At 42.3% G+C, this 25,244-nt stretch carries 17 protein-coding genes and 1 other RNA gene; 4 read left to right on the top strand and 14 right to left on the bottom strand.

The genetic code is table 11. The features are described 5' to 3' along the window. Positions 1-110 precede the first annotated feature (110 nt). A complete protein-coding gene (locus tag QT979_RS06215; protein WP_333308725.1) occupies positions 111-1,091 on the bottom strand; it encodes an SMP-30/gluconolactonase/LRE family protein in 981 nt (326 codons plus the stop codon). A 397-nt stretch (positions 1,092-1,488) separates the two neighbouring features. Then, entirely contained in the window at positions 1,489-3,213 is a 1,725-nt protein-coding gene (locus tag QT979_RS06220) for a zinc metalloprotease HtpX (RefSeq protein WP_333308727.1), read from the bottom strand. 226 nt (positions 3,214-3,439) lie between these two features. On the opposite strand from QT979_RS06220, the gene QT979_RS06225 reads away from it, so the two are divergent. Continuing rightward, positions 3,440-4,723 (top strand): glutamate-5-semialdehyde dehydrogenase, encoded by a 1,284-nt coding sequence (locus tag QT979_RS06225; protein ID WP_333209729.1) that lies wholly within the window; start codon positions 3,440-3,442, stop codon positions 4,721-4,723. Between the two features lie 539 nt (positions 4,724-5,262). Here the strand turns inward: QT979_RS06225 and QT979_RS06230 are convergent. Further along, positions 5,263-6,648 carry a response regulator gene (locus QT979_RS06230; RefSeq protein ID WP_333161535.1) on the bottom strand — a complete coding sequence of 462 codons (1,386 nt, stop codon included), beginning with the start codon at positions 6,646-6,648 and terminating at the stop codon, positions 5,263-5,265. A gap of 352 nt (positions 6,649-7,000) precedes the next feature. Here QT979_RS06230 and QT979_RS06235 point away from each other — a divergent pair, with 352 nt between their 5' ends. Continuing rightward, positions 7,001-10,213: a PAS domain-containing protein gene (locus tag QT979_RS06235; RefSeq protein ID WP_333308729.1), complete on the top strand. Its 3,213-nt coding sequence runs from the start codon at positions 7,001-7,003 to the stop codon at positions 10,211-10,213. A 22-nt stretch (positions 10,214-10,235) separates the two neighbouring features. On the opposite strand, the gene QT979_RS06240 is transcribed toward QT979_RS06235, so the two are convergent. Further along, positions 10,236-12,053 carry an EAL domain-containing protein gene (locus tag QT979_RS06240; protein ID WP_333308731.1) on the bottom strand — a complete coding sequence of 606 codons (1,818 nt, stop codon included), beginning with the start codon at positions 12,051-12,053 and terminating at the stop codon, positions 10,236-10,238. Beyond that, positions 12,050-14,944 carry an ATP-binding protein gene (locus tag QT979_RS06245; RefSeq protein WP_333308733.1) on the bottom strand — a complete coding sequence of 965 codons (2,895 nt, stop codon included), beginning with the start codon at positions 14,942-14,944 and terminating at the stop codon, positions 12,050-12,052. The genes QT979_RS06240 and QT979_RS06245 overlap by 4 nt, the downstream gene beginning before the upstream one ends. 978 nt (positions 14,945-15,922) lie before the next feature. Here QT979_RS06245 and QT979_RS06250 point away from each other — a divergent pair. Both QT979_RS06250 and folB read left to right on the top strand, forming a co-directional pair. Further along, positions 15,923-17,290 (top strand): serine/threonine-protein kinase, encoded by a 1,368-nt coding sequence (locus tag QT979_RS06250; RefSeq protein ID WP_333308735.1) that lies wholly within the window; start codon positions 15,923-15,925, stop codon positions 17,288-17,290. Between the two features lie 153 nt (positions 17,291-17,443). Next, a complete protein-coding gene (gene folB, locus QT979_RS06255) occupies positions 17,444-17,800 on the top strand; it encodes a dihydroneopterin aldolase (protein ID WP_190662829.1) in 357 nt (118 codons plus the stop codon). Positions 17,801-17,891: 91 nt separating this feature from the next. Here folB and nuoK read toward each other — a convergent pair whose 3' ends face one another. The 9 genes from nuoK to QT979_RS06300 form a co-directional block, all read right to left on the bottom strand. Beyond that, on the bottom strand, positions 17,892-18,197 hold the full coding sequence (nuoK, locus tag QT979_RS06260) for an NADH-quinone oxidoreductase subunit NuoK (protein WP_228042566.1): 306 nt from the start codon (positions 18,195-18,197) through the stop codon (positions 17,892-17,894). A 79-nt stretch (positions 18,198-18,276) separates the two neighbouring features. Then, positions 18,277-18,900: an NADH-quinone oxidoreductase subunit J gene (locus tag QT979_RS06265; RefSeq protein ID WP_333230560.1), complete on the bottom strand. Its 624-nt coding sequence runs from the start codon at positions 18,898-18,900 to the stop codon at positions 18,277-18,279. A 217-nt stretch (positions 18,901-19,117) separates the two neighbouring features. After that, on the bottom strand, positions 19,118-19,693 hold the full coding sequence (ndhI, locus tag QT979_RS06270; protein ID WP_333042046.1) for an NAD(P)H-quinone oxidoreductase subunit I: 576 nt from the start codon (positions 19,691-19,693) through the stop codon (positions 19,118-19,120). Between the two features lie 103 nt (positions 19,694-19,796). Continuing rightward, positions 19,797-20,915, bottom strand: coding sequence for an NADH-quinone oxidoreductase subunit NuoH (nuoH, locus tag QT979_RS06275; protein WP_333153446.1), 1,119 nt, complete (start codon positions 20,913-20,915; stop codon positions 19,797-19,799). 605 nt (positions 20,916-21,520) lie between these two features. Continuing rightward, positions 21,521-21,911, bottom strand: a transfer-messenger RNA (tmRNA) gene (gene ssrA / locus QT979_RS06280). Between the two features lie 231 nt (positions 21,912-22,142). After that, positions 22,143-23,897, bottom strand: a complete 1,755-nt coding sequence (locus QT979_RS06285; protein ID WP_333308738.1) for a serine/threonine-protein kinase — start codon at positions 23,895-23,897, stop codon at positions 22,143-22,145. A gap of 117 nt (positions 23,898-24,014) precedes the next feature. Then, the gene (locus QT979_RS06290) at positions 24,015-24,278 is read right to left on the bottom strand and encodes a Txe/YoeB family addiction module toxin (protein WP_333308740.1); all 264 of its coding nucleotides are present in this window, start codon (positions 24,276-24,278) and stop codon (positions 24,015-24,017) included. Beyond that, on the bottom strand, positions 24,275-24,511 hold the full coding sequence (locus QT979_RS06295) for a type II toxin-antitoxin system Phd/YefM family antitoxin (protein ID WP_333203113.1): 237 nt from the start codon (positions 24,509-24,511) through the stop codon (positions 24,275-24,277). Before QT979_RS06295 ends, QT979_RS06290 begins: the two co-directional genes overlap by 4 nt. Before the next feature lie 103 nt (positions 24,512-24,614). Further along, positions 24,615-25,226, bottom strand: coding sequence for a hypothetical protein (locus tag QT979_RS06300; RefSeq protein ID WP_333308742.1), 612 nt, complete (start codon positions 25,224-25,226; stop codon positions 24,615-24,617). Positions 25,227-25,244 lie beyond the last annotated feature (18 nt).

Consider the following 25,244-nt stretch of genomic DNA (forward strand, 5'->3'; position numbering starts at 1 on the left):
TTGAGATTAAAGAATCGGGAAGGACTGATTCTCAAACCTAAGATTATATCATGCCCGGTCAATTACCCCTAATAAAAACCGCTTTACTTTCAACTCCGTCCGATTTTAGATTATTTTCCAGGCTGCACGCCCGCAATTTTAAGCCGAATCCGATACAGACTTGTACTTCCCGTAATATAAAGCGTTTTGCGATCGCTTTCTCCCCAAGCCAAATTAGTCGCCGTCTCAGGCACAGAAATCTTCCCCAAAAGCTTGCCATCCGGCGAAAAAATCCACACTCCCCCCGGCCCGGTGCTGTAAACATTCCCCTCTACATCAACTTTCAAACCGTCGGGAACTCCGCCTTGACTAGCATCTTTTAACTCCGCAAAAAGCTGCTGGTTGGTAACAGTTCCGTCCGGTTTGACATCGAAAACAGCAATGTATCCCGCTTCCGAATTGTTGACATAAAGTTTTTGCTCATCTGGTGAAAAGGCGATGCCATTGGGTAGCACCAAATCCTTAACCAGCAGAGTTAATTTTCCGTCTGGTGCCAGCCTGTAAACACCGTAAAAGCCCAATTCTTCCTGATCTTTACTAACACCGTAGGATGGATCGGTAAAATAAATGCTGCCATCAGATTTAACCACCAAATCGTTCGGGCTGTTGAGCCGCTTGCCCTCGTATCTATCCGCCAAGGTGATAACTTGGCCGTCTTTTTCTGTGCGGGATACGCGGCGATTTTCGTGTTCGCCAGTAAGTAGGCGGTTTTCTTTGTCTAAAGTATTCCCGTTGGCTTTTCCCGAAGGGCGGCGAAATACCTCAACTTGCTGATTTGAGGCGAATTTATAGATAATATTGGCGGGAATATCGCTGAACAGCAAAAAGCCGTCTGGATGCCAAATCGGGCCTTCTATAAATTGGAAATCGCCAGCTAGTTTTTCTAATTTTGCACTGTCATAGAGAATACGTTGCATGGTATTTTTTTTTTCCTGGTTTTTCGTCGGGGCGGTCATTTTTGTTAAGTTTCCGCTAACTTTTTCGCTAGGACTGCTGACTGTTAAAGTTAACACCATCAACAACAAACTAATTGTAGCAATTTTGATTGTCATGTTTGCTCATAAATGAATTATTTCCTTCCAGCCATAAGATCACCTATCTCCTTCTTTACTTCTTCCTTTCTTCTTTCTTTTCTCCCAGAGCGCTATCGCGATCCTTAGCTAACAAATCTAAAGCGGTTCGTAAACTCACTCTTTTGGCCAGCAAAAAAGATGATTGAGAGCGATATTAAATTTAATAGTACCGTATCAATAGTCCGGACAGTTTTCAATCACTAACGGCAGAATGAGGGTTTCAGCCTTCTCAGTGAGGTCAAATGCTAACGGTAGAATGTGGGTTTCAGCCTCGATCTCAAAAACTGTCCGGAGTATTGCCGTATGGAACAAAAAAAATAAGCTCTAAAATGCGAGCTTAATTATATTTAACTTAAAAGGTTTTACCTGTCAACTGTTAAGCTGGAAATGAAACAAATAGCGCCGCAATACCAAGAACGATCGCACCGATACCCATCACAAAAGACCAAAAGCGGTGATAACTCTTAACCGTCGTACCGCTATCGCTTTCAAGCTGAATCAAATCCATCCAAGGTGCAACACCCCGGCGGAACCAACCCAAAGTCCTAACATCCATCCCAATCAAACTTTCAACTCGTTTCATGCCAAACATAAAATTACCAATTGGCCCAAAACGAGAAGCATAGCGCAGATAAATCATTCCCGTTCTGTCTTGCAATTTCAAATCTGAACCGAAGGCATAACCCGCATCGCCGCGACCAATTAATTCGCCTTGTAGTTGCGTCGGCTTACCCCGTAAAGGGCTTGCGTAAGGGTCAGACATTAAGGTTAAAACATCCAAATGTTCTGCTTGTTGGTAATTCGGGAACATCACCAGAGTCTTGAGCAAAATTCCCGTACCCAAACCGATTAAAGGACAAGCAACCATCATCATCGGGTTTACAGCATACAGGGAAATGCCGATCGCAAAACCCACCGCTAAGCCCATAGTTTCTGCACTGTACAGCAGCAAATCGAACACAAAATTGCCGTACAATCTCCGCTTGCTCAAATCGTTGCCTTCGCCGACAATTCGGCCCATGTCAAACTCAACATCCAAGCCTAATTGTTCGGCATAAGTGCTCAAAGCGCGAACTCGTTTACCAGTAAGCGGGTGAGTAGAGTTTAACTCCATCCACCAACCCCACGGATTAAACATATCCCACAAAAACACTCGCCCAATCTTTGCTGGTTCCGAAGAAATCCTGTAAGCAGTGCCAGTAGATGTGGCAGCTTTGGCATCGTAAATGCCTAAAGCGCGAGTTCCTTCTAACAAAATGCTGGGTTCTTTTGCCCTTTGTCCTTCTTCCAAAATACCGTAAGCAATTTTTACCAAAGCGCGAGACAAAGCATTGGGATTTCCGGTTGTTTCGGCGGCAAAATGGTCGGCAAAATATTCTCGCGTCCGCGACAAATACAGCAATAAATAAGTGCCGGCGATGTAAAATAAATAAGCAACAGCAGCTACAGTACCGGCCGCATCTTTAGCTTTTTCACCACCACTTCGACCCATTCTTTGAGTTGTAGTGTAAATTAAATAAGTAATCTGCACCAAAGTCGAAGCTAAAGTCATTACTGCAAAGTCCCAGTGGACGATGTGACCGAGTTCGTGGGCGTAAACAGTGGCAATTTCTTCGTCGTCTAAATAGGTAAAAAGACCTTGACTGACGACTAAGCGAGCGCTGTTGGGAAATGAACCGTAAGTAAAAGCAGTAGGGTTTTGGTCGTCGATAATTCCTAAACGCGGAGAAGAGAGTTTTTTCTGCTTGCAAACCTTCTGAATAACTTTCGCTGTTTCGGGACTTAGGCTTTCAATTTCTGCTAGGGAAACCCAGCGAGTATGGTATAGCCAATTTTGGCTTAAGTCCATCAAGTAAGGCGATAGGAAAAAAGCAGCGATGTTAAAAATCAGGGTAATCGGAAGTGCGATCGCCAATCCGGTAACTGGATCGGGACTGCTGAGAATCAAAACTGAGGCTAAAGATAGCGCTAACACCATACCAAACAGCAGGCTGAGGGTGATGCCGGAAGCTAAAACGAGATTTCCGCCAGTTTTCTGTATCAGTTTAACGCCTGCTTTGGCGGCTCGCCCTGCCTTGCGTAAAGGGGCATGAGATGACATAATAATCTCCAAAGGTTATTGACAAATGGAAATGACCGTGGGATTTTATCTATACTTCACTGTTTTAACCTGTTAATGTGGATTGCTGTCAGGGGTCTCAACAAAAATATAGAATTTCCTCTAAAATTGTTAAGACTGAAAACCGCCCCGAAATTTATTTGTGCGGATTCAATTCCACACTCAAAATTCAAAACCCAACAATCAAAACTATTTAAAAGTTACTGCCATGTCTATTATTGAAATTGCCCAAAAAACGCGCGTATCTGCTAGAAAGTTGGCAGTTTTGTCCGCTGATGCCAAAAATCAAGCTATTGAGGCTATTGCGAAAGCTTTAGAAGCTGCTGCGCCGGATATTGTGGCGGCGAACGCGGCTGACGGCAAGGCGGCTGAGGCGGATGGAATTGCGAAACCGCTGTACGATCGCCTAAAGTTGGATGAGAGCAAGTTGAAAAGTGCGATCGCAGGCGTGCGCGACGTTGCGAAACTCCCAGATCCTATCGGTGTCGTGCAAATTCACCGTGAATTGGATAGAGGATTAATTCTGAAGCGCATCACCTGTCCTTTGGGCGTTTTAGGCATTATTTTTGAAGCGCGCCCAGAGGCGTTAATTCAGATAGTATCCTTGGCAATCAAATCAGGAAACGGCGTCATTCTCAAAGGCGGCAAAGAAGCAGTCCGTTCCTGCGAAATATTGACAAAAGTGATACATCAAGCATTAGCAGAAACTGCGGTTAATCCAGAAGTCGTGCAATTGCTTACCACGCGGGAAGAAACAATCGAACTGCTGAAAATGGATGAATATGTAGATTTAATTATTCCCAGAGGTTCTAATTCCTTCGTGCGGTTCGTGCAGGCAAACACGCGGATTCCCGTGTTAGGACACGCCGACGGAATTTGTCATTTGTACGCAGACACAGCGGCGGATATTCAGAAAGCAGTAGAGATTTCTGTCGATGCAAAAACTCAGTATCCAGCCGCCTGCAATGCCATTGAAACCTTGTTAGTTCACAGTGCGATCGCCCCCAAATTCCTGCCCACTGTTGCCGAAGCTTTGCAGCAGAAAAAAGTCGAACTGCGGGGAGACGAAAAAACTCGCGCTATCCTTAAAAATATTGCCGAAGCAGCAGAAACAGATTGGTCTACAGAATACAGCGATTTAATTTTGTCAATCAAAATAGTAGATTCTGTGGAAGAGGCAATTAACCATATCAATACATACGGTTCCAGACACACCGATGTCATTGTTACCGAAGACAGCGAAACCGCCGAAACATTTTTAAATGGAGTAGATGCGGCCGGAGTTTATCACAATTGTTCAACTCGATTTGCCGACGGTTTCCGCTACGGCTTCGGTGCAGAAGTGGGGATTAGTACGCAGCAAATGCCACCTCGCGGGCCTGTTGGTTTAGAAGGGTTGATTACCTATAAGTATCGAGTTGTTGGAGATGGCCATATTGCCGCGAGTTATGTAGGGAAGGATGCGAAGGAGTTTACTCATCGGGATTTGTAAAATCGAGGTTAAGTCAACTGGCTGTGTATATTCTGCACAATTGTCTCCCAGTAGGTGATTCAGCTTTTGGGGAGATGTCTAATGTTTCTGCTCCCAATGACAACTTGAGTAATTTTACTTAATTCTGTCGGCTCTGGAAATAGCGATCGCCTCTAGGGGCAGTTATACAAAATATAAACATTTTGTCAATGTGTAAGTCCTAGCGGCTTCTCTTAATTTTTATTGATTGGCTGGGGGAACTGCGGGGATGAAAATCATCATTTCTCCAAGGGCGTTGATAAATCCTGCTTTGAACCGCTAGATAGCGCGTCTAAATGAATGGTCTCATTGACCAAGAATTTCTTGATGGTACCCGCCACGTGATTTATCCGTGGAGTCAATCCAAAATCTAAAATCTAAAATCCTCAAGCCCCCGAATTTATCCGTGGGGTCAATCCACAATCTAAAATCTAAAATCTAAAATCGAATGACCGAGTAGAGACGTTCCCTGCTCTGTCAGTTTAGTCTCCAATAAATTCGTTAATTCCTAGGCTTTCCCTTTAGGCTAAAGGAATTTCAATAATGAACTCTGTCCCAACACCCTGTTCTGAAAAGCAACTCAGTTGACCACAATGTTTTTCTACAACAATCTGATGGCTAATCGATAAACCCAGTCCCGTACCTTTTTCTGCTGGCTTGGTTGTAAATAGATAATCAAATATTTTAGTGCATACCTCTTCCGGCATTCCCAAACCGTTATCTTTAATGTGAATAATGGCGAGATTTCGGTGGGGGTCAACTTCAGTGCAAATCGTAATTTGTCTTGGATTTACTTTAATTTCTGCCAAGCTTTGCTTCTGAAGAGAATCTTCTAAAGCATCAATGGCATTAGCAATAATGTTAATAAATACCTGATTTATCTGTCCGGGGTAGCACGGTACTAGAGGTAAATTTCCATATCGTTTAACGACTTCTATTTTCGGACGTGTATCATTTGCTTTTAATCGATGTTGTAGAATTAGTAATGCACTGTCAATCCCTTCATGCAGGTTAGCTTCTACTTTTGATGTACTATCAGCGCGGGAAAAAGTTCTTAAAGATACACTAATTTGACGAATCCGTTCTACGCCCACTTTCATGGATGAAATAAGCTCGGGTAAGTCTTGTATGAGATACTCTAAATCCACTTCTTCGGCACGAGTTGCAATCGCTGCACCTGGAGAGGGAAACTGTTGCTGATAAAGATGAACAATTTCTAATAAATCTTGAATATAAGTTTCAGCATGAGTCAGGTTTCCCTTGATAAAGCCTACTGGATTATTAATTTCATGAGCCACTCCAGCCACTAATTGACCGAGGGTAGACATTTTTTCGCTTTGGATTAATTGGAGTTGAGCTTGTTGTATAGTCTGTAGAGCTTGTTTTAGTTCAGAGGTTCGGTCTTCAACTCGTTTTTCTAATTCTTGATTCAATTGTTGTAAAGTTTTTTCTAAAGTAGTTTTTTCTTCAATTTTTTCTTGGAGCAATTGATTTTTGCTTGCCAGATCTTTGGTCAAATTTCGCAACTCTAAATGAACTTGAATTCGAGCTAATACTTCTTCTTTTTGAAAGGGTTTAGTGATATAATCTACAGCCCCAAGACTCAAACCTTTGACTTTTTGATCGGTGTTGCCAAGAGCCGTCATAAAAATGATCGGGATTCCTGAAGTTGACGGGTTACTTTTCAGTCGAGAACACGTTTCAAATCCGTCAATTCCCGGCATCATTATATCTAATAAAATTAAATCTGGAGTGACATATTCTATTTTTTGCAGCGCACTTTCTCCATCTTGAGCTACTAAAACTTCTAATCCTGCTTCATCTAAAACGTTAAATATAACACCTAAGTTTGTAGGATTATCATCTACAATTAAGAGGGTGTTTTTTGAGAAAGATAAATTATTCATAAAGGTTTAGCCTTCTCCTTGGTGTTTAATTATAGGCCGCGTGGCGTCCTGACTATCTAATCTGCCAGTTTGCAGAGCCAATCGGCAGCATGATTTTTCAATTATAAGCTGCATGACGTTATGACTATCTAGGGGTCGGGAAAAAATTAACCTTCTCCCATTGGTGTATCATCATATTATAGTTCAACGAGGATGCTAACCAATGTAATCTTTTTTATTTTAACGTAAAGTTTTTGTAACGCACTATAGTCTTATTGCTTTCCTATCCCTTTATCTACAGAAGAGTCCTACGTCTAGTGAATATTCTATGGCTCTATAGTATAGACAAATACATTATTCCTACTAAAAAGTTATGTGTACAAATGTTGCTAAATTCCGAAAAATGCCGCTACGCCATGTCTTAATTGTTCCTTTTATTTTACAAATCTTTACAGCCGTAGGGTTAACCGGATATTTTTCGTTACAAAATGGACAGAAAGCTGTGAATGATGTAGCGGCACAGTTGCGCCGTGAAATTGCCACGAGAATTGAGCAGAATTTGCAGACCTATCTTGCTGCTCCCCATTTAGTTAATCAAATTAATGCTGATGCTGTTAGTTTGGGCCAATTGAGCATGGAAGATATGAGAGCGTGGGAGCGTCATATTTGGCGACAAAAAAATAGATTTAATAGCGTAAATGGTCTGACAATTATCAATGAAAAAGGGAAAGGTGTATCTATTATTAGTAATGATGAAAAAAAGCTCGTCCTTCAAGCAACAAGTCCAACCACGCCGAACCAAGTATTTATGTATTTGGCTGGTAGTCAAGGAGAAAGAATAAAATTAATCAAAGTGGTTAAAAATTTCGATCCCCGAAGAATTACAGCTTACAAAGAAAGCATGGAAGCTGGCAAACCTACCTGGACTAAAATACATTTTGGTGAACTTATTATCACCCCTATAATGACAGCAGGGCAACCAGTTTTTGATAAAAATGGAAAAGCGACTGGTGTCTTGTTAACTACTCTACGTTTATCCCTAATTGGGAATTTTTTGCAAACTCTAAAAGTTGGAAAAACAGGACAAACTTTTATTATCGAGCGAAGCGGCATGCTAGTGGCAACTTCCACATCAGAAAAACCATACCAGAATAGGCAAAGATTTGCAGCCAATGACAGCAAAGATATTTTAACCAAAGCTACTGCAAAATATTTAACAGAGCGATTTAACAATCTCAATGAAATTAAAACTTCTCAGCAGTTAGAATTTTTAGTAGAAGGACAAAAACAATTCGTACAAGTTGTTCCTTTTCAAGATGGTAAAGGTATAGATTGGTTAATTGTAATTGCGGTTCCAGAAAATGATTTTATGGAACAAATTAACAGGAGTAGACATACGACGATTTTATTATGTCTTTTGGCACTATTTTGGGCAACTGTTTTGGGAATTGTGACTTCTGAATGGATAGCCCGACCGATTCGGCGTTTGGGTAAAGCCACAAGCGCGATCGCTGGCGGTGACTTCGAGCAAAAAGTAACGGCCTCCTCCGTTAAAGAAATCAGCGCTTTAGCGACTTCTTTCAATTTAATGAGCCAGCAACTCAAGCAGTCCTACGCACAATTAGAAGATTATTCGCACTCCTTAGAACAAAAAGTCGCAGAAAGAACTCAAGCATTAGAGCAAGAAATGGGCGATCGCCAACAGATACAAGAGACGCTCCGGCAAAGCGAAGAAAGGTATCAATTAACCCTAGAAAGCGTTAATGAAGGCATCTGGGACTGGCAAGTCCAAACAAACGCCATCTATTTTTCACCCCAATGGAAAGCCATGCTAGGCTATCAAGACAGCGAAATTTCTAACGAGTTTAGTTCTTGGGAAGAACTGATTCACTCCGATGATTTACACCCGATATTAGACTCTTTAGGACAGTATTTAAAAAGAGGAAGTAACGAACCTTATAGTTGGGAATTTCGGATGCGGCACAAAAACGGTAGCTACAGGTGGATACTATCGCGAGGTCGAGTTGTCGAGCGGGATGCCGAAGGCAAACCCCTACGTTTAGTCGGCTCTCACACCGATCTTACCGATCGCAAACAAGCAGAAATAGAATTGCAAATAGCCAAGGAAGCTGCCGACGCTGCGAACAAAGCCAAAAGCGAATTTTTGGCAAACATGAGCCACGAACTTCGCACACCCCTCAACGGGATTTTAGGCTATGCTCAAATCCTCATGCGTTCAAAAAACTTAGACAATCAAGAGGTAAATAGTCTAAAAATTATTTATCAATGTGGCTCTCATTTGCTCACTTTAATTAACGACATCCTCGACTTTTCTAAAATCGAAGCTAGGAGAATAGAACTTTACCCGACGCAATTTCATTTTTGGGCATTTTTAGAAGATGTCAGCCAAATCTTTCGCCTCAGATCGGAACAAAAAGCCATCAGTTTTATTTGTCAATTTGACTCTTCCTTACCCACCAACGTGCAAGGGGATGAAAAACGCTTAAGGCAGATTTTAATTAATCTCTTAGGTAATGCTGTAAAATTTACCGATCGAGGGGGCGTTACCTTCAAAGTTCAACTTGTAAAATCAGTACCCTTAGAAACTAACGCTAATGAATTAAATGCCATCAACTCTATCCGCTTTCAAATTGAAGATACTGGAGTGGGGATTGGCGAAGAGAAAATGCAGAAAATTTTTCAACCTTTTGAACAGGTAGGCAATACCGATAAGATGTCAGAAGGAACGGGTTTGGGATTAGCAATTACTTTAAAAATCATCGAAATGATGGGTGGCAGTATTCAAGTTAACAGTCAGTTAAATGCTGGCAGCCAATTTTGGTTTGATTTAGATTTACCTTCTGCTAGTAAATGGGAATCGGCAATTCAGCTACAAGCTGCGATCGCTGGCTATCAAGGAACTAAACTGAAAATTCTCGCAGTTGACGATCAGTGGGAAAATCGATCTGTGCTCGTTAATTTGTTAGCACCTATTGGCTTTGAAGTGCTAGAAGCTACGAATGCCAAAGAAGCTTTAAAACAAGTCGATTGTGGCCATTTTAATGCTATTATTACTGATTTAGTAATGCCAGGAATGGATGGTTTCGAGTTAGTAAGCCGTCTCCGCTCTCAACCTAAGTTTAAAGATTTAGTCATTATCGTTTCTTCTGCTAGCGTGTTTGAAGCTGACCAGCATAAGAGTTTAGATATGGGCGCAAATGCTTTTTTACCCAAACCCGTACAGGCGGCTGAGTTATTTGTATTGCTACAAAAGCATTTAGGGATATCTTGGGTATATCAAGAGTCATCTCACCTCAATCAAAATGTCAATCAATTCGTGCGATCGGATTCAGCTTCTTTGTTAGTCCCTCCACCAGATGAAGAACTGGTCATTTTATACGATTTGGTTATGAGAGGTAATTTAAAAGCAGTGACTCAACAGGTTGAACAGTTAAAAAAATTGGATGCAAAATATATTCCCTTTGCCGAACGGGTAGGTGAATTGGCTGCAAGCTTTCAGGAAAAACAATTACGGTTATTAATTAACGATTACAAAGCAGATAACAAAAATCAAATTGATGATTGAAAATAACACAAGATTATTTCAATTATAAGCCTATAAACCGCGTGGCGTTATGACTATCTAAGGGGCGAGAAAAAAAGTAACCTTGTCCAAAAATACATCCTAGTTCTCGAAGAATTTGTATTTGTTCTTGAGTTTCCAATCCTTCAGCAACAATTTCCATATTTAAATTCCTACCTAATAATATAATTGTTTGAATTAAACTTGTATCGTTGGGATTTCGAGCCAAGTTTTGCAAAAAGGAACGATCAATTTTTAAAGTATCAATTGGCAACTCTTTGAGTAAACTTAATGAAGAGTAGCCAGTACAAAAATCATCGATACATATACCAACACCCATAGCTTTTAAAAATTCAAAATTAAAATTTGTTGTTTTTAATAGACAACTTTCAGTAATTTCTATATTTAAAGTGTTTTTATTTATCCCAGTTTGTTGTAAAATTTCTGCAATTTGTTCTAAGCAATTAACTTGCTGGAATTGAATAGGAGAAAAGTTAACGTTCAGTTTCAAAGGCAGGTCAGGCAATTCCTCTTGCCAACGTCTTAACTGGTTGCAAGCTTCCCGTAAAATCCACCAACCTAAAGGATTAATTAATCCTGTTTCTTCAGCAACAGGGATAAATTGATCGGGTGAAATCATGCCTTTGGGCTGATTCCAGCGGATTAAAGCTTCAAAACCTTTAATTTCTTCAGTAATGAGGGAAACAATAGGTTGATAGTACAAGCAAAATTCTTGTTGAGAGATCGCTTTTCGCAAGTCTTGCTCCAGCTCGAGGCGTGCGATCGCATCCGCTTGCATCTGCGGATCGAAAACCTGATAGTTACCACTTCCCTGCTTTTTGGCTCGATACATCGCAATATCCACATCTCTAAGGATATCCATCGGTTGTTGATAATTCATTGCACTAGAAGTTATACCAATACTCGCTTCTACGCTGGCTTCGTAGTCATTAAACTTAAATGGTAACTTGAACTGTTCTAATAGTTCTTGAGCAACTGTAATCCCTGTTTCTATTTCTACTAAAATCACAAATTCATCCCCACCCATGCGCGTTGCAGTTTGGGAAGATTTTAAACATCCTTGCATCCGATTTGCTACACACTTTAGTAGCTCATCTCCTGCTAAATGCCCCAGGCTATCATTAATAATTTTAAAGCGATCTAAGTCAATAAACAAAACTGAATAACTTGAATTTGCTGCAATTAGCTCCTGCAATCGCTTAATCAACCAGTCTCTATTTGGCAAACCTGTTAAGGAGTCATAAAAGGCATTATGCTCTAATTGAGCTTGACTTCTGTATAAGTCTTCCAGCGTTTGAGACAGTTCTGCTGTTCGTTCTTTGACTCGTATTTCCAGTTCTTGATTTAGCTGTTTTAAGTCTGCACGAGCCTTGGCGTGTTCCGCAATTTCTTGCAATAAATGCTGATTTTTAACTTCAATAGTTTTAGTTAAATGCCGCAAATCTAAATGTGTTTTAATTCTCGCTAAAACCTCTTCTTTTTGAAAAGGTTTAATAATATAATCTACGGCTCCTAAAGATAAACCTCTGACAACATTATCTGTTTCAGAAAGAGCCGTAATAAAAATTACAGGAATTTGACTCCATAATGGGTTTTCTTTCAAGCGTGTATAAGTTTCAAATCCGTCTATTCCGGGCATCATTATATCTAATAAAATTAGGTCGGGAATCACATAATTTATTTTTTGAATAGCACTTTCTCCATCTTGAGCGACCAAAACCTCAAAACTAGCTTCAGTGAGGAAATCCGCTAAGATTCCTAAATTAGCAGGGACATCATCCACTACCAAAATTGTATTTGAGTAAGAATTTAAATTGTTCATAAATTTATTTCCTTGTATTGAGTGAGCATTTCCAAGATTTTTTTCTCTTGAAACTCTTTAGCTAACTGCCGCAATTTTGACGCAAATGACATATATTTTGGATCAGTTTCTTCAAGAGTTTTTGTCTGTTTTATAATCTCTTTCAAATTACCTCGCAAAGCCAAATTAAACAGTTTATCTAATGCTTCTGGAGGAGGAGGAACAATTTTATCGTAATGGGATTTCTTTCCTGAAGGCATCAATGATGCAGCTTCATAAATCCACTCTAGTTGTAAATGAAGTTCTAACTTTTCTAAAAGTTCTTCAGCTTGAACTGGCTTGGCTAAAAAATCAACGGCTCCAGCTTGTAAGCTTTGATTTTGGTCTGTTTCAAAAACACTTGCCGAAGAAACAATTATTTTAATATCTTTTAATTCTAAGCTTGTTTTCCAGTATTCCATCAATTGAAATCCATCCATTTCTGGCATAACTAAATCTGTAATTACTAAATCTGGTTTAGCCTGAGTTGCTATGTTCAATCCTTGTTTACCGTTAGTCGCTTCTATTACTTCAAATCCTAGAGGAGTCAGTAAATTAACAATGACCGAGCGATTTTCCCAACGATCGTCAATTACGAGAAGTTTTTGGGGATTTCCTTTAAATCCAATAATTTTACCTTTGTCAGTTTGAGAACTTGTATTAACCCACTCTGTGGCTTCTAATAAATCTAAATCAAACCCAAAAATACTGCCCATTTGTAATTGACTGGTGACTTGAATGGTACTACCCATTAATTGAATAATTTTTTGAGTGATTGCCAGTCCTAATCCCGTTCCTTCTGCTTGATTTTTGCGAGATCCAACTTGTTCAAAAGGTAAAAATATTTTGGCGATTTCTTCGGGTTTAATTCCTACTCCTGTATCTTTGACACTGAAGCGAATTTTACAGCTAGTTTGATGGGAAAAATTAATATTTTTTTCAATTAAACTGACACTAAAACTTATGTCTCCTATTTTGGTAAATTTGATGGCGTTACCAATAAGGTTAATTAATGCTTGTCGCAAGCGTTTTTCGTCGGCGTGAATGGCAATGGGTAAATCGGGATCGGGTTGGTAGCTAAATTTGAGACTTTTTTGTTCGGCGCGAATGCGACAAATTTCGGCAACGGCCTGCAGAAAAGCGGGAAAATGAAATTCTGTAGGGTAGAGTTCCATTTTCTGAGCTTCTATTTTAGACAAATCGAGAATATCGTTAATTAAAGTTAGCAGGTGAGAACCGCACTGGTAGATAATTTCAATGCTATTTTGTTCGTGTTCTCCTAGTTTTACAGAACGCTTGAGGATTTGGGCGTAGCCTAAGATACCGTTGAGTGGGGTTCGCAGTTCGTGACTCATGTTAGCCAGAAACTCGCTTTTGGCGCGGTTGGCATTTTCTGCAGCTTCTTTGGCGGCATAAATTTCTTGTTCGGCACGTTTGTATTCGGTAATGTCTTCTACTGTACCTTCGTAGTAGAGAATATTGCCATTTTCATCACACATAGCGCGAGCATTTTCTGAAATCCAAATAATACTACCGTCGCGGCGATAAACTTGAGATTCAAAGTCGGAAACACTGCCGCGATCGCTTATAATTTTTATGAATTCTTCTCGGTGGTTGGAATCTACATAAAGTTGTTGTTTAATATTGGTTAATTTTCCAATTAATTGGTCAGAAGAATTGTAACCATAAATTTCAGCCAAGGCTGGATTAGCGCTAAGATATTCCCCTGCTGGGGTAACTTGGAAAATCCCATTAATTGAATTGTTAAAAATGCTGCGATATTTGGCTTCAGCAGCTTGTAATTCTTTTTCAAATTGCAGGCGCTTTTTGCGGTTGCTGACAAAAGCTATAAAAATGTAAGTCACTACCGCTAATACTAGCAGTGCAAACCCGATGATTTGATATTTTCTACCAACTAACTGATTCAGTCGCTGTTCCAATAAACGATCTAAAAGTGGAAAAGCTGTATTGTAAAGTTTTAATTGGGACTCTAGGGCAGTTGTGGCTGTAGCTGTATATACGAATGGCTGTAAGGTGATGGTATTGGCATTGATGATATCTTTGTCGAGTAAGTCAATAAATCTTTTGATGTCCTTGAAATTTTCGCGCACGCTAGTGGATAGCTGCCGCTGAATTTGCGGATTAGCATTAGCAGAAATTTGCAAGCCTCTTTGCACTGCTTGGATAGGCGGTGCAATTAAACTCCGAATAATCAAAAGTTTGGCTCGATCGCTGTCTGCAATTTTTTGTTTAGCTTGTTGAGTTGCTATCTTTGCACCGATATCTTTAGCTTGAGCCGTATTCTCTATCGTTAATGGTAGCTGCGTGACAACGGTATCCATTAAATAATAACTGTCTAAAGATGGATCGAGAATGAGATTAGAAACATCTCCGATGTGTGCAATTAAATCCAGGATATCGTTAACAACAGTTGTATGTGCTTGCCAGCTTTGGGTAGGAGATAAGTTTAATTTTTGCTTTTTTAATCGCTGCCAGTTGCCATTAATGGAAGTTTTGAGCGCTAGCCATTGCGGGCTAGTTTTAAATTGGGGCGATAGCTGTTTTTCCACGGCATTGAGGTTTTGGATTGCCGTCTCGATCTTTTCTGTTGCCGTGGCGATCGCTGTTGCTAAAGACTTGTCCCCATTTAAATATTGATTAACTTGCGTGCGGTGTTCAATAACAGCGACAAGCAAATTTTTCAAAGGATAGTTATAAGCCAAGCCGAGTTTTTCTTCTTGAGCGAATTCAATTTTAATATCAATTTCAGCAATTAATTGATAAACTACCAGAGCAAAAGGAAATATAAAAATCAACAACAATGCCATTAAATTTATGGGTTCTGTGAGGCGCTGGTTTAGGTATTTTTTCATAATCAAATAAGTAATGGATAATGATTAATTTTTAAAGGGCTATGAGGATAATTGTTAATCTGTATTCTAGCCTCATGGCGGAGTTTGACAATTTATTGGGTAGCTATTTGTCCATTCAGTAGACAGACATACCCCGTTATTCCTATAGCCACAAAAATATTTAGGATAAAAGCTCGAACCAAGAGCAGACCTAACGGAACTTTCGGAGTTGCAGTCATCCACTAACTGGCTGAGGCTTTTTTAGAATTTGTCCAGGTACTTGGTTAATATCAATATTACGCTCTCTTTTGCCCAACAATATGTATTATAGTTGAAGGAAGATGCTAATATATGTCATTGTTATTATATTACATTAAAATTCCTCCAAAAGACTCTAGTCCTATAACTCTTCTATCCTCTTATCTACGGAAGACTCCTACCTTTGAAAAATATTTAAATATTTAAAACCATATAATAATACATTTTTTGACAAGTTTATGTATAGAATTGTTGCTAATCCTCAGAAAAGACCGCTCCCCAGTATCTTACTTCTAGGACTTAGGCATTGACAAATGTTTATATTATGTGTAACTGCCTCTAGAGGCGATCGCTATTTCCAGAGCAGACAGAATTCACTCAAATTACTCAAGTTGTCATTGGATCCAGAAACATTAGACATCTCCCCAAAAGCTGAATCACCTAATGGGACACAATTGTGTAGAATATGCACAGCCAGTTGACTTCACCTCGATTTGACGACAACATCAGGATGAGAAGCAATTCTAGTTAAAAGCTAGTCCAGAAATAGCGCTTAGTTTAGTCGTTTTTTTGATAATGATGAGGGAGAGTCTACATCATCAAACGATCGCTAAAGCTATTGAGTAGAGGATTGATATTGCTGGGGCGATCGCCCTTCCTTCTATCCCATTCAAACAAACTTAGCTACAATAAGCTATACTGTGCTCGGCGACTCCCCAAATCAACAATTTGCCGTGGTTTATGTCTAACTCATCTCTCCTCACCCCAGGTTCGACTCTCGAAAAACGCTACCGCATCCTCCGCGAATTGGGCCGAGGCGGTTTCGGCCGCACTTATCTCGCCGAAGATATCAACCGCTACAACGAACATTGCGTGCTCAAAGAGTTTTCTCCGGTGGTTCACAGCCCGAAAGCGGCCGAATTGTTCGATCGCGAAGCGAGTATGCTTTACCACCTCCAACACCCGCAAATTCCAAGGTTTCGAGAACTCCTGCGAACGGATTTGGGCGGGAATCCATCTTTATTTTTAGTGCAAGATTATATCAAGGGTCAAACTTACGAAGAACTATTGATATCGTGCCAGCAGCAAGGTAAAAATTTTAGCGAAGCCGAAGTTACTCAACTGCTATTTCAGCTTTTACCAGTTTTAGAATACATCCACTCGAAAAATTTAATTCACCGCGATATTTCCCCGGATAATATCATTCAGCATGATGCTGACAAACTACCATTTTTAATTGATTTCGGTTCGGTTAAGCAAATCGCAGCAAATGCCGTACTTCAGTTTAACGGACAATCGGATACGACGATCGGCAAACAGGGTTATTCGCCAGCCGAACAAATGCGACTGGGGAAAGTGTCTGCTGCTAGCGATTTGTACGCTTTAGCCGTCACGGCTTTGGTACTGCTAAGCGGCAAAAAGCCTCAAAAATTGTACGATATCAATAATAAAACTTGGGATTGGCGATCGCACGTCACAGTCAGTCAAAATCTCGCTACGGTGTTGGATAAGATGCTAGCAGAACAACCGGGCGATCGCTACCAATCTGCAAAAGCAGTCCGCGAAGCACTGAAAGATCCAAAACTATCTCACATTGGCAGTATAATTTCCCAAATGGTGACAATGAACTTTGTCGGCCGCCCTTTCAAAAACACCACTCAAACTGCTACCAGCAATCATACCCCTGTTCACCAAAATCCTCAAATTGTTAATAACAACCCCACATTCAAGTTAATTCCTTGGAAAACCCTAGGGAGTTTAAGTGTGATTTTGGTCCCCGGAATTTTAGCTTTTAGTGTAGTTAAATCTGGTTTCACATTGCCAAAGTTGCCGGATTTACCTAAATTTTCTTCGCGCCAGCAACCTTCCGATACATCCTTAGAGGAAGCCGAAATAATTCGTCAAGAAAAGATTGGTAAACGACGCAAAAATCTCAACATTAATCAAGATATATTCTATCAAAAAGTGGATGAATTATATTACAATAAATATCCAGAATTACAAGGGCGCAGCTTGACAGAAAAGCCAGAAGATGCTGAAATTAGGAGGAAATGGTATGAAGTTGCTGAGGATTTACTGGACAAGTTGGAGAAAGGAGAAGAGTTATAAAATCTAAGATAGAATAAGAGTGATTGAACCGCAGAGGGCGCAAAGAGCGCAGAGGGAGAAAGAAAAGGGCAAAAAAAGAGACGGAAGATAAAAAGAACTTTATCTGGTTTAATACAAAGTGGTATAGACAACGCACTTTTAGTTTATTGCAAAATGGATTCTATTCAACTTACAGGAATTCGCTGTTACGGATATACGGGCTATCTGCCGGAAGAGCAAGTTTTGGGGCAGTGGTTTGAAGTGGATGTTACTCTATGGCTGGATTTATCGCAAGCTGGAAAAAGTGATGATATTCAACATACTCTTGATTACCGCAGCGCAATTACTCTGATTCAAAAGCTAGTCCAAGAGTCGAAATTTTTATTAATCGAACGCCTAGCAGATACTATTGCTCAAGCGCTTTTAGAACTACCGTTAGTCGAAAAAGTTAAACTACAACTCTCGAAACCTGCTGCACCCATCCCTGATTTTGGTGGCAGAATTACTCTAGAAATTACTAGAAGTCATTAGTTATTAGTCCTTAGTCTTTAGTCATCAGTCTTTAATCTGCATTAGTTTGTCGCTAATGACTGATGACTAATGACTGATGACTATTGATTAGTTACCACTTCAGCAAGTTAAATTCTTCCATGTCTACGGTATTGCGGTTGCGATAAATCGCCAAAACAATTGCCAAACCTACGGCAGCCTCAGCCGCCGCTACCGTAACTACAAACACGGTAAATACTTGGCCCTTAATTTGTACAGGGTCGAGATAATTGGAGAAACCCATCAAATTGAGATTGACAGCATTCAGCATCAACTCGATCGACATCAACACGCGCACTGCATTTCTGCTGGTAATCAAACCGTAAATACCAATACAGAAAAGAGCGGCGGCTAATAACAGGAAATACTGGAGTTGCAGTTGCATAAATTTTGCGATTTTGTCTCAATCTAAAGTTACTACAAAACTAACACTATGGTGCGCTTAGCGCACCATAATATTACTTAGATTCTGGCGAAGACACATCTCCGGCAGAAACTAATTCGCGAGGTCTTTCCGGCAAACTCAAAGCAGGTGTTTCGGATAGCTTCTTTGACAGTTCATCCGGGAAAAAATCACGGCGCGCCAACACAATTGCCCCTACCATTGCCATCAACAAAAACACTGATGCTAACTCGAAAGGCAGCAAAAAGTCGGTGAAGAAATGTTTAGCGATTGTGACGATCGAACTTTCTGCCGGTGCTCCTGTCGTCGCGACAATAGCCCAAGGAGTAGACACCACCATCGTACCCAAAAGCGCAAATAAACCAGCACAAACCAGCGCAGTTGCTACTTGACGCACCCAAGCGTTGGGAATTGTGCGGAAGTCTTCTCGCTTGTTTACTAGCATGATGGCAAACAAAATCAAGACGTTAACAGCACCAACATAAATCAATACCTGCGCTGCTGCTACAAAGTCGGCATTCAGCAACAGGTACAAACCGGCAATGCTGGTAAATACGCCGCACAACAAAAATGCTGAGTAAACGATATTGGAGAACAGCACTACTCCTAGTGCTCCTGCAATCATCATTACCGACAGTATGCCAAATGAAACAATTTGAACCCCTTCAGCTAGATTCACAATTTTTTATCCTCAATTATTAGTTTTCTATTGTTCGTTTTTACTCATTAGTTAGTAGTCATTAATAATTGGTTGTTTCACTAATGACTGATGACTATAGCAATCCTTGCAGGAGTTGTAAATTTTTGACCCCACCCCAGCCCTCCCCTTATCAAGGGGAGGGAGTAAGAAATTCACAAATGATTTAGGATGGCTATACTAACTAATGACTACTTCCTTACTTTTCGATAATTTCCTCTGGACGCAGACCGGCGCGGCGATCGGTGTAGGAAACTTCATGGGGGTCGATCGCACCTTTCGGCAAATAAGCGAATTCCCGCATCGGTGTCACCATCGGATCGTCTGTAACCTTGTAGGGTAAACGTCCGAGGGCCACGTTGTCAAAATTCAATTCGTGACGTTCGTAGGTGGCCAACTCATACTCTTCTGTCATCGACAAACAATTAGTCGGACAATATTCTACGCAGTTGCCGCAGAAGATACACACTCCGAAATCGATACTGTAGTGCTTGAGTTGCTTCTTCTTAGTTTCTTTGTTAAATTCCCAATCCACTACAGGCAAATTGATCGGACACACCCGAACGCAGACTTCGCAGGAGATGCACTTGTCAAATTCAAAGTGAATTCGACCCCGGAAACGTTCCGAAGGAATTAGTTTCTCGTAAGGATACTGCACCGTAATCGGCCGGCGTCTCATGTGGTCAAAAGTAACAGATAGCCCTTGACCGATATACTTAGCAGCTTGAAGAGTCTCTTTGGCGTATTCGCCTACTTGATTGAGGAATTTTAGCATGGTGTTCTCTCTCTGTACTTGAGTTTTTGGTAATTGATAATTAATAATAGGTAATTGGTTAACAGCTATTTTTGTTTAGCTATTGCCTTTTACCTATTATTAATTAACCGCCAAAAGCAAAGGGAAAGGCAAGTTTCAAAGCTGCGGTCAATAGCAAATTAACTAGAGCAACGGGAAGTAAAAACTTCCATCCCAAATCTAGCAATTGGTCGATCCGAACTCGCGGCAGAGTCCAGCGGAGCAGAACTGCCAGAAATAGGAAAAAGTAGGCTTTCAACATGGTCATTGTAATGCCCAGCAAGCCAGTAATTACCTGTAACCAAGGAGTCGTCTCGCTCAATCCCAGGGCATTTGTCAGCACTCCGACAGGAATCGGGCATTCCCAGCCGCCGAGGTACAAAACTGCTACTAGCAGGCAAGAAAGGACGAGGTTAACGTAGGAAGCGATATAGTACAAGGCAAATTTCATGCCTGTATACTCAGTCTGATATCCTGCTACCAATTCTTCTTCTGCTTCCGGGAGGTCAAAGGGCAACCGTTCGCATTCTGCTAGTGCTGCGATCCAGAAAATCAGGAAACCTGCTGGTTGCCGCCAGATATTCCAACCAAGAATGCCGTAGCCGGCTTGCTGCTGTACGATGTCGATCGTACTCAGGCTATTGGACATCATCACGACTGCCAATACTGCCAAAGCTAGGGGAATTTCGTAGCTGAGGGATTGAGCCGCGGCTCTGAGTCCTCCGAGGAGGGCGTATTTGTTGTTGGAAGCATAGCCGGACATCAGCAAGCCGATCGGCTGAATACTAGACAGGGCAATCCACAGAAATATCGCTGTCCCCATATCGGCGATCAGCATATGCTCTCCGAACGGCACGATTAAGTAGGAGAGAAAAACTGGAATCACCACAATTACCGGGCCTAGGGTAAATAGCAGCGCGTCAGCTTTGGCCGGTACGATGTCTTCTTTGAATACCAACTTCAGACCGTCAGCAACGGGTGCTAAAACTCCCAGAGGGCCGATGAATTCCGGGCCTACCCGCTGTTGAGCGGCGGCGGAAATTTTCCGTTCTAGCCAGACGCTAGTGAGTACCCCGAAAACGGCAGCGACAATCATCAGCAACATTGGCAGCGGTAGCCAAAGCACTTGGGCGATGTCCGCCGGTAAGCCCAAATTCATGAGGGCTTCTACGAAACTTCCTTGTAAGTCAATTCCTGGGTTCATTTGTCCAGCTTTTGAGCGATCAGCATATAATTTTTCACCCGTCCTTTGTAGGAGTAGGCTTAGAAATCGGGGTCTTTGTAAAGATTTTTAATGCTTTACCGCCTAATAGTATATCGCCCGACAGGCTCCAAGAACGCACAGACAAGGTGAAGTTATAATTATATGAGCCCGCAGCGTAGCTAATGGGTGGGTAACTTATGGTTGATGGTTGACTGTTGAGTGCCCGATCGATTTTGAGTAAGAAATCAATCTGGATTTATGCACTCTCGTGTCTCAAACCTCGATCCCCCCGACTCCCTTTAATTAATTATGGGGATGCGAGGCAGGGCTGTTTCATTCTCGCTCCGGGGTAAACCCCCATCGTTGCCCCGATGCCTGAAACGCCCCTTCGATGATCGTCGGTAGCGGGGTAGGCACGGGGGGACTACCCCTACAAAACCATGATTTTCCTGAGAATGAAACAGCCCTGGGATGCGAGGGGGATCTAGACTCAGCTATAAGCCAGATTTAGGCCAAACAAAAGGGCCCAGAGTTAACTCTGGGCCCTTTTAATACTTTAAAGTAACTTTCAAATGGCTTAAACCATTGATTTTACGCTACTTCTTTTATGGAACTGGGCAGAATCGAACTGCCGTCCAAAGCGGGTATTTACCTTCCGATCGTTCACAGGTTTATCCCCTCTAATCCTCGGGGCGGGAACCATTTTTATCCCAAATGGGGGGATTTTCTAGTGATTGCTTTCCTAGCTAGCCGACTAGAAACGTTTAGCCAGGGCATCCGTTGGGGGTTGTTATGCTACCTTTAACGGAGTGAGGTGGCATACACTCTAAACCAAGCTCAAGAAGTTTTTAGGCTACAGCTACGGCTTTGCGAGCGAAAGGAACGATGTTGTTCGCATTTACTATTTTTTTTGAGCCGATATTAACGAGAGTAGACTCCCTCTCGACCTGCATCACGGAGCAGCTTTCGCCACCCTGTCGAAACCATTACAGCCCCTCGTGTGTTCTTTTATGATAGACAATATTTCGTGTTGCGTCAAGTCAACCGATTTTAGATTTTGGATTTTCGATTTTGGCACAAAGCTGAGTCGGGAATATTTACATCGTGCACCATTTTCTTGAACAGGCTTTCGGGCTTGTTCCACAAGAGTTGATTTTTCCTGTGGGGTGGGCCGAAGAGCCCGCCCAGGTTTATTGACAAGGGTGCAAAATGTCAGCCCTGCCAAGTTTAATGCAAATTTTCGTCCCAGACGCCGATGTAAATCCGATCGCGCTCGTTGCGTTCGATCATCCCTTCCAGCGAACCCTTCTTAAACGTAAACCGATTACTCCGGCGCTGCTGCACGTCGCCCAAGCCTTGCAAAATCTCCCGGCTGGCGCCGCCCACCATCCCGTTTAAGGCGGTTCGTACTACCAAATCGTCCACAGACTGGGCAAAAGAACCCTCTGTTTGTACTAGCTCGCCCGAATCGCGATCGTATATGTAGCCGAGAGTAATCCGATTTGGCAATATTTCGTAAAGTGCGGTGCGAGTATTTGGCCAATAGCCCCGCGCTTGAGAGTCAGTCGGTTCTCCCAATTCGGATAAAATCTGACTTTCCGGCGTACCAACCGCATACCCTGGGATTGTGGGAGTCTTCTGATAATTGGTTCCCGGTTGTTCGCTAGGTGCGGGCGATCGATCTGGCGGCAACTCTTTGTCAACCAGTTTTTCCGTTGGTGTGGGTTCGACAGCCTCCGGAGAAGGCGCTGGTGTTGGCGCTGGGGCTGGTGTTGGAGTTTCAGCAGCAGGCGCTGGAGTTTCAGCAGCAGGCGCTGGAGTTTCAGCAGCAGGCGGCGGAGTTTCTCTGGGAGTGGGTGCTGGCGTTGGTGTCAGCGCGGGAATTGGTGCGGTGCTCGATCGCGCGTCTGGATCAGCAGGTACCGAAGTGCGATCGTCCTGGGCCACAGGTGCGGGTTCCGAAGACGGCCGGTTGAGGAAAACCCTAGCAATCCCGACCAAACCTGCAACAATAAGTGCGATCGCCACGAACCCCAAAATCCACCAAACCTTGCGGCTGCCTTGCCCAGAAGACACCACAGCAGGAGCTGTTCTGGAACCCGCAGGCGACTGAGGCCCGTGTCCCGGAATCACCGCCACCGTCGGCCCAGTGCTCGGCGACGCTGCACCCCCCTGCCCATGCAGCAGCGACAGCCACTCATCGACGCTAGCAGGGCGATTTTGAGCTTCTACCGTCATCCCCCGCATCACCGCTTGGCTGACTGTCGTACTTAGCTGAGGCTGCAAGTCGCGGGGCGAAGGCATCGGCTGGCTGGTACGCAAAATTGCAGCCACGGGCACCTGTGCTGTCAGCAGAGTATAAAGCGTCGCCGCCATACCGTAAACATCTGTGGCGGGCGTATATTTTCCTTGGGCAAAATACTGTTCTGGCGGCGCGTAGCCGTCGGACACCATATTAGTGTGACTTTGAGTTGCACCGGGAGTAAACTCGCGGGCAATACCAAAATCAATCAGCACGACTTCCTGAGTACCTTGGCGCAAAAGAATGTTTTGTGGCTTGACATCTCGGTGCAGCAAACCCTTTTGATGAACAACTTTTAAAGCAGCGCCAATTTGAGTGATGTAGAGAATTGCAAGATTTTCTTGCAGCGGATTATTTGAACCGACTACATCGCCCAAATTCTGACCGGCTATGTAGTCCATCACCATGTAAGGCTGTCCGTCTTCCACAAAGAAATCGCTGACGCGGACAATATTCGGATGAACGCAGGAAGCCAACCGCCTCGCTTCGTCTTGAAACTTGCGATCGAACTCAGCAAAATTGGGTTGCTGTCGCAGAGATTCGTTGAGGGTTTTAATGACTACAGGCTGTCCTAAATAGCGGTGATTTGCCCTGAAAGTAATTCCAAAGCCGCCGCGGCCCAATTCTTGTTCGAGGGTGTACTTTCCACCCTGTAAAGTTTTGCCGATTAGCGCATCCATAGGTTCAGGCGATCGCGTACCAGAGAATATGGCTGATTATTGCACGTATGGTCGGCTCTCCTCACCAGTCCAAAGAGCGATCAATCTACCTTTGTATTAGTTAACCTGTTAGAAACACTACTCATAATGCGTCCACATCCGCAAAATTTTTACCGTATTCTCGGACTCAATCACCTCGTACACCAGACGATGCTGAATGTTGATTCGCCGTGAATATGCACCTTCCAAATCTCCCACCAATTTCTCATAGGGTGGCGGATTCTGAAACGGATTGGTTTGAATGATGTCGAGTAACTCTTGCGCTTTGTCTCGTAAATTGCTAGAAGCGAGCTTTTTGGCATCTTTCTGTGCCTGTTTGGTATAGACTAGATTCCAGCTCACCACTCCAACTCCCTAGCGCAATCCTCGATCGGCGTTGCCATTCCTTCCCGAATCGATTCCCGCATCCCTGGCACTGAGAGAAGATACAGCGTCTCCTGCACAGATGCCCAGTCCGATTCAGATAATAACACTGCATTGCTAGTCTGTCCTGCAATCACAATAGGTTGGTGCGACTGACTCACCGAATCGATCAACTGCTGCAACTGCTTTTGGGCTTCATTGATTGGAATCATAATCTTCCACTTTTCTAAATACGCTTTTCTCGATGATGTTGGGTGGCTGTAGACACTCCCTTAATTATGAGCGATCCTTCCCTTTCTGACTTCTATCTCCATTTTATTTTAACGTTAGGTCAAGACTTTCTATTTGTCTCTGTGTGTCGGGGTGCACCTGAATATTCAATTGCTCAATTTGTTCTCGCAGATAACCCTCAGAAATGATTACATCGTCCCATTCTTGCGAATAGTAAATCAAGCTCTCACCCCAAAAATCCTGAACTATATGATCTAAAACTTCCAAAGCAAATTTTAAGGTTTCTGTGGAAGCTTCGCAATCAGGAGCTGCTGAAAAATGGACAATAATGTTTCGCAGCTCGCCAAATTTTTGATATTTATCTAATTCCTTGATTCTATAACCAGTTGCCGCCCAAAGAACTTCAGGTAACTCTGAATACATTAAAGTTCGACCGTACTTAAAGAGTTCCTTGATACTCAATACATCCTTAGTAGTATTTGATTTAGGGTAGGACTTGAAGATTAAAAGCGGATGCTCTTCAGCAATGCGTGCCTTGATAAGTATTTCTGCTCCATGTGCTGCATGAACTACCGACAACATATGAGCAAAAGGCCTCGTTATCTCGCTAAACGTTGCATCATAAATAGCTCTCCCAAGAATATGAAGCCCAAATTCTTTCATGTGCTGTGATACTTGTTTTGTCTCAGGATTCATCTAATCTACTCCGTAACG

The sequence above is a fragment of the Microcoleus sp. w2-18bC1 genome (assembly GCF_036700365.1).
Classification (GTDB): domain Bacteria; phylum Cyanobacteriota; class Cyanobacteriia; order Cyanobacteriales; family Microcoleaceae; genus Microcoleus.

What these genes read in the sequence shown, in the direction of transcription:
- QT979_RS06215 (WP_333308725.1), bottom strand. Translation starts at nt 1,091, where the DNA reads ATGACAATCAAAATTGCTACAATTAGTTTGTTGTTGATGGTGTTAACT.
- QT979_RS06245 (WP_333308733.1), bottom strand. Translation starts at nt 14,944, where the DNA reads ATGAAAAAATACCTAAACCAGCGCCTCACAGAACCCATAAATTTAATG.
- QT979_RS06235 (WP_333308729.1), top strand. Translation starts at nt 7,001, where the DNA reads ATGTGTACAAATGTTGCTAAATTCCGAAAAATGCCGCTACGCCATGTC.
- QT979_RS06230 (WP_333161535.1), bottom strand. Translation starts at nt 6,648, where the DNA reads ATGAATAATTTATCTTTCTCAAAAAACACCCTCTTAATTGTAGATGAT.
- QT979_RS06300 (WP_333308742.1), bottom strand. Translation starts at nt 25,226, where the DNA reads ATGAATCCTGAGACAAAACAAGTATCACAGCACATGAAAGAATTTGGG.
- QT979_RS06250 (WP_333308735.1), top strand. Translation starts at nt 15,923, where the DNA reads ATGTCTAACTCATCTCTCCTCACCCCAGGTTCGACTCTCGAAAAACGC.
- QT979_RS06285 (WP_333308738.1), bottom strand. Translation starts at nt 23,897, where the DNA reads ATGGATGCGCTAATCGGCAAAACTTTACAGGGTGGAAAGTACACCCTC.
- QT979_RS06220 (WP_333308727.1), bottom strand. Translation starts at nt 3,213, where the DNA reads ATGTCATCTCATGCCCCTTTACGCAAGGCAGGGCGAGCCGCCAAAGCA.
- nuoH (WP_333153446.1), bottom strand. Translation starts at nt 20,915, where the DNA reads ATGAACCCAGGAATTGACTTACAAGGAAGTTTCGTAGAAGCCCTCATG.
- QT979_RS06295 (WP_333203113.1), bottom strand. Translation starts at nt 24,511, where the DNA reads ATGATTCCAATCAATGAAGCCCAAAAGCAGTTGCAGCAGTTGATCGAT.
- ndhI (WP_333042046.1), bottom strand. Translation starts at nt 19,693, where the DNA reads ATGCTAAAATTCCTCAATCAAGTAGGCGAATACGCCAAAGAGACTCTT.
- QT979_RS06225 (WP_333209729.1), top strand. Translation starts at nt 3,440, where the DNA reads ATGTCTATTATTGAAATTGCCCAAAAAACGCGCGTATCTGCTAGAAAG.
- folB (WP_190662829.1), top strand. Translation starts at nt 17,444, where the DNA reads ATGGATTCTATTCAACTTACAGGAATTCGCTGTTACGGATATACGGGC.
- QT979_RS06240 (WP_333308731.1), bottom strand. Translation starts at nt 12,053, where the DNA reads ATGAACAATTTAAATTCTTACTCAAATACAATTTTGGTAGTGGATGAT.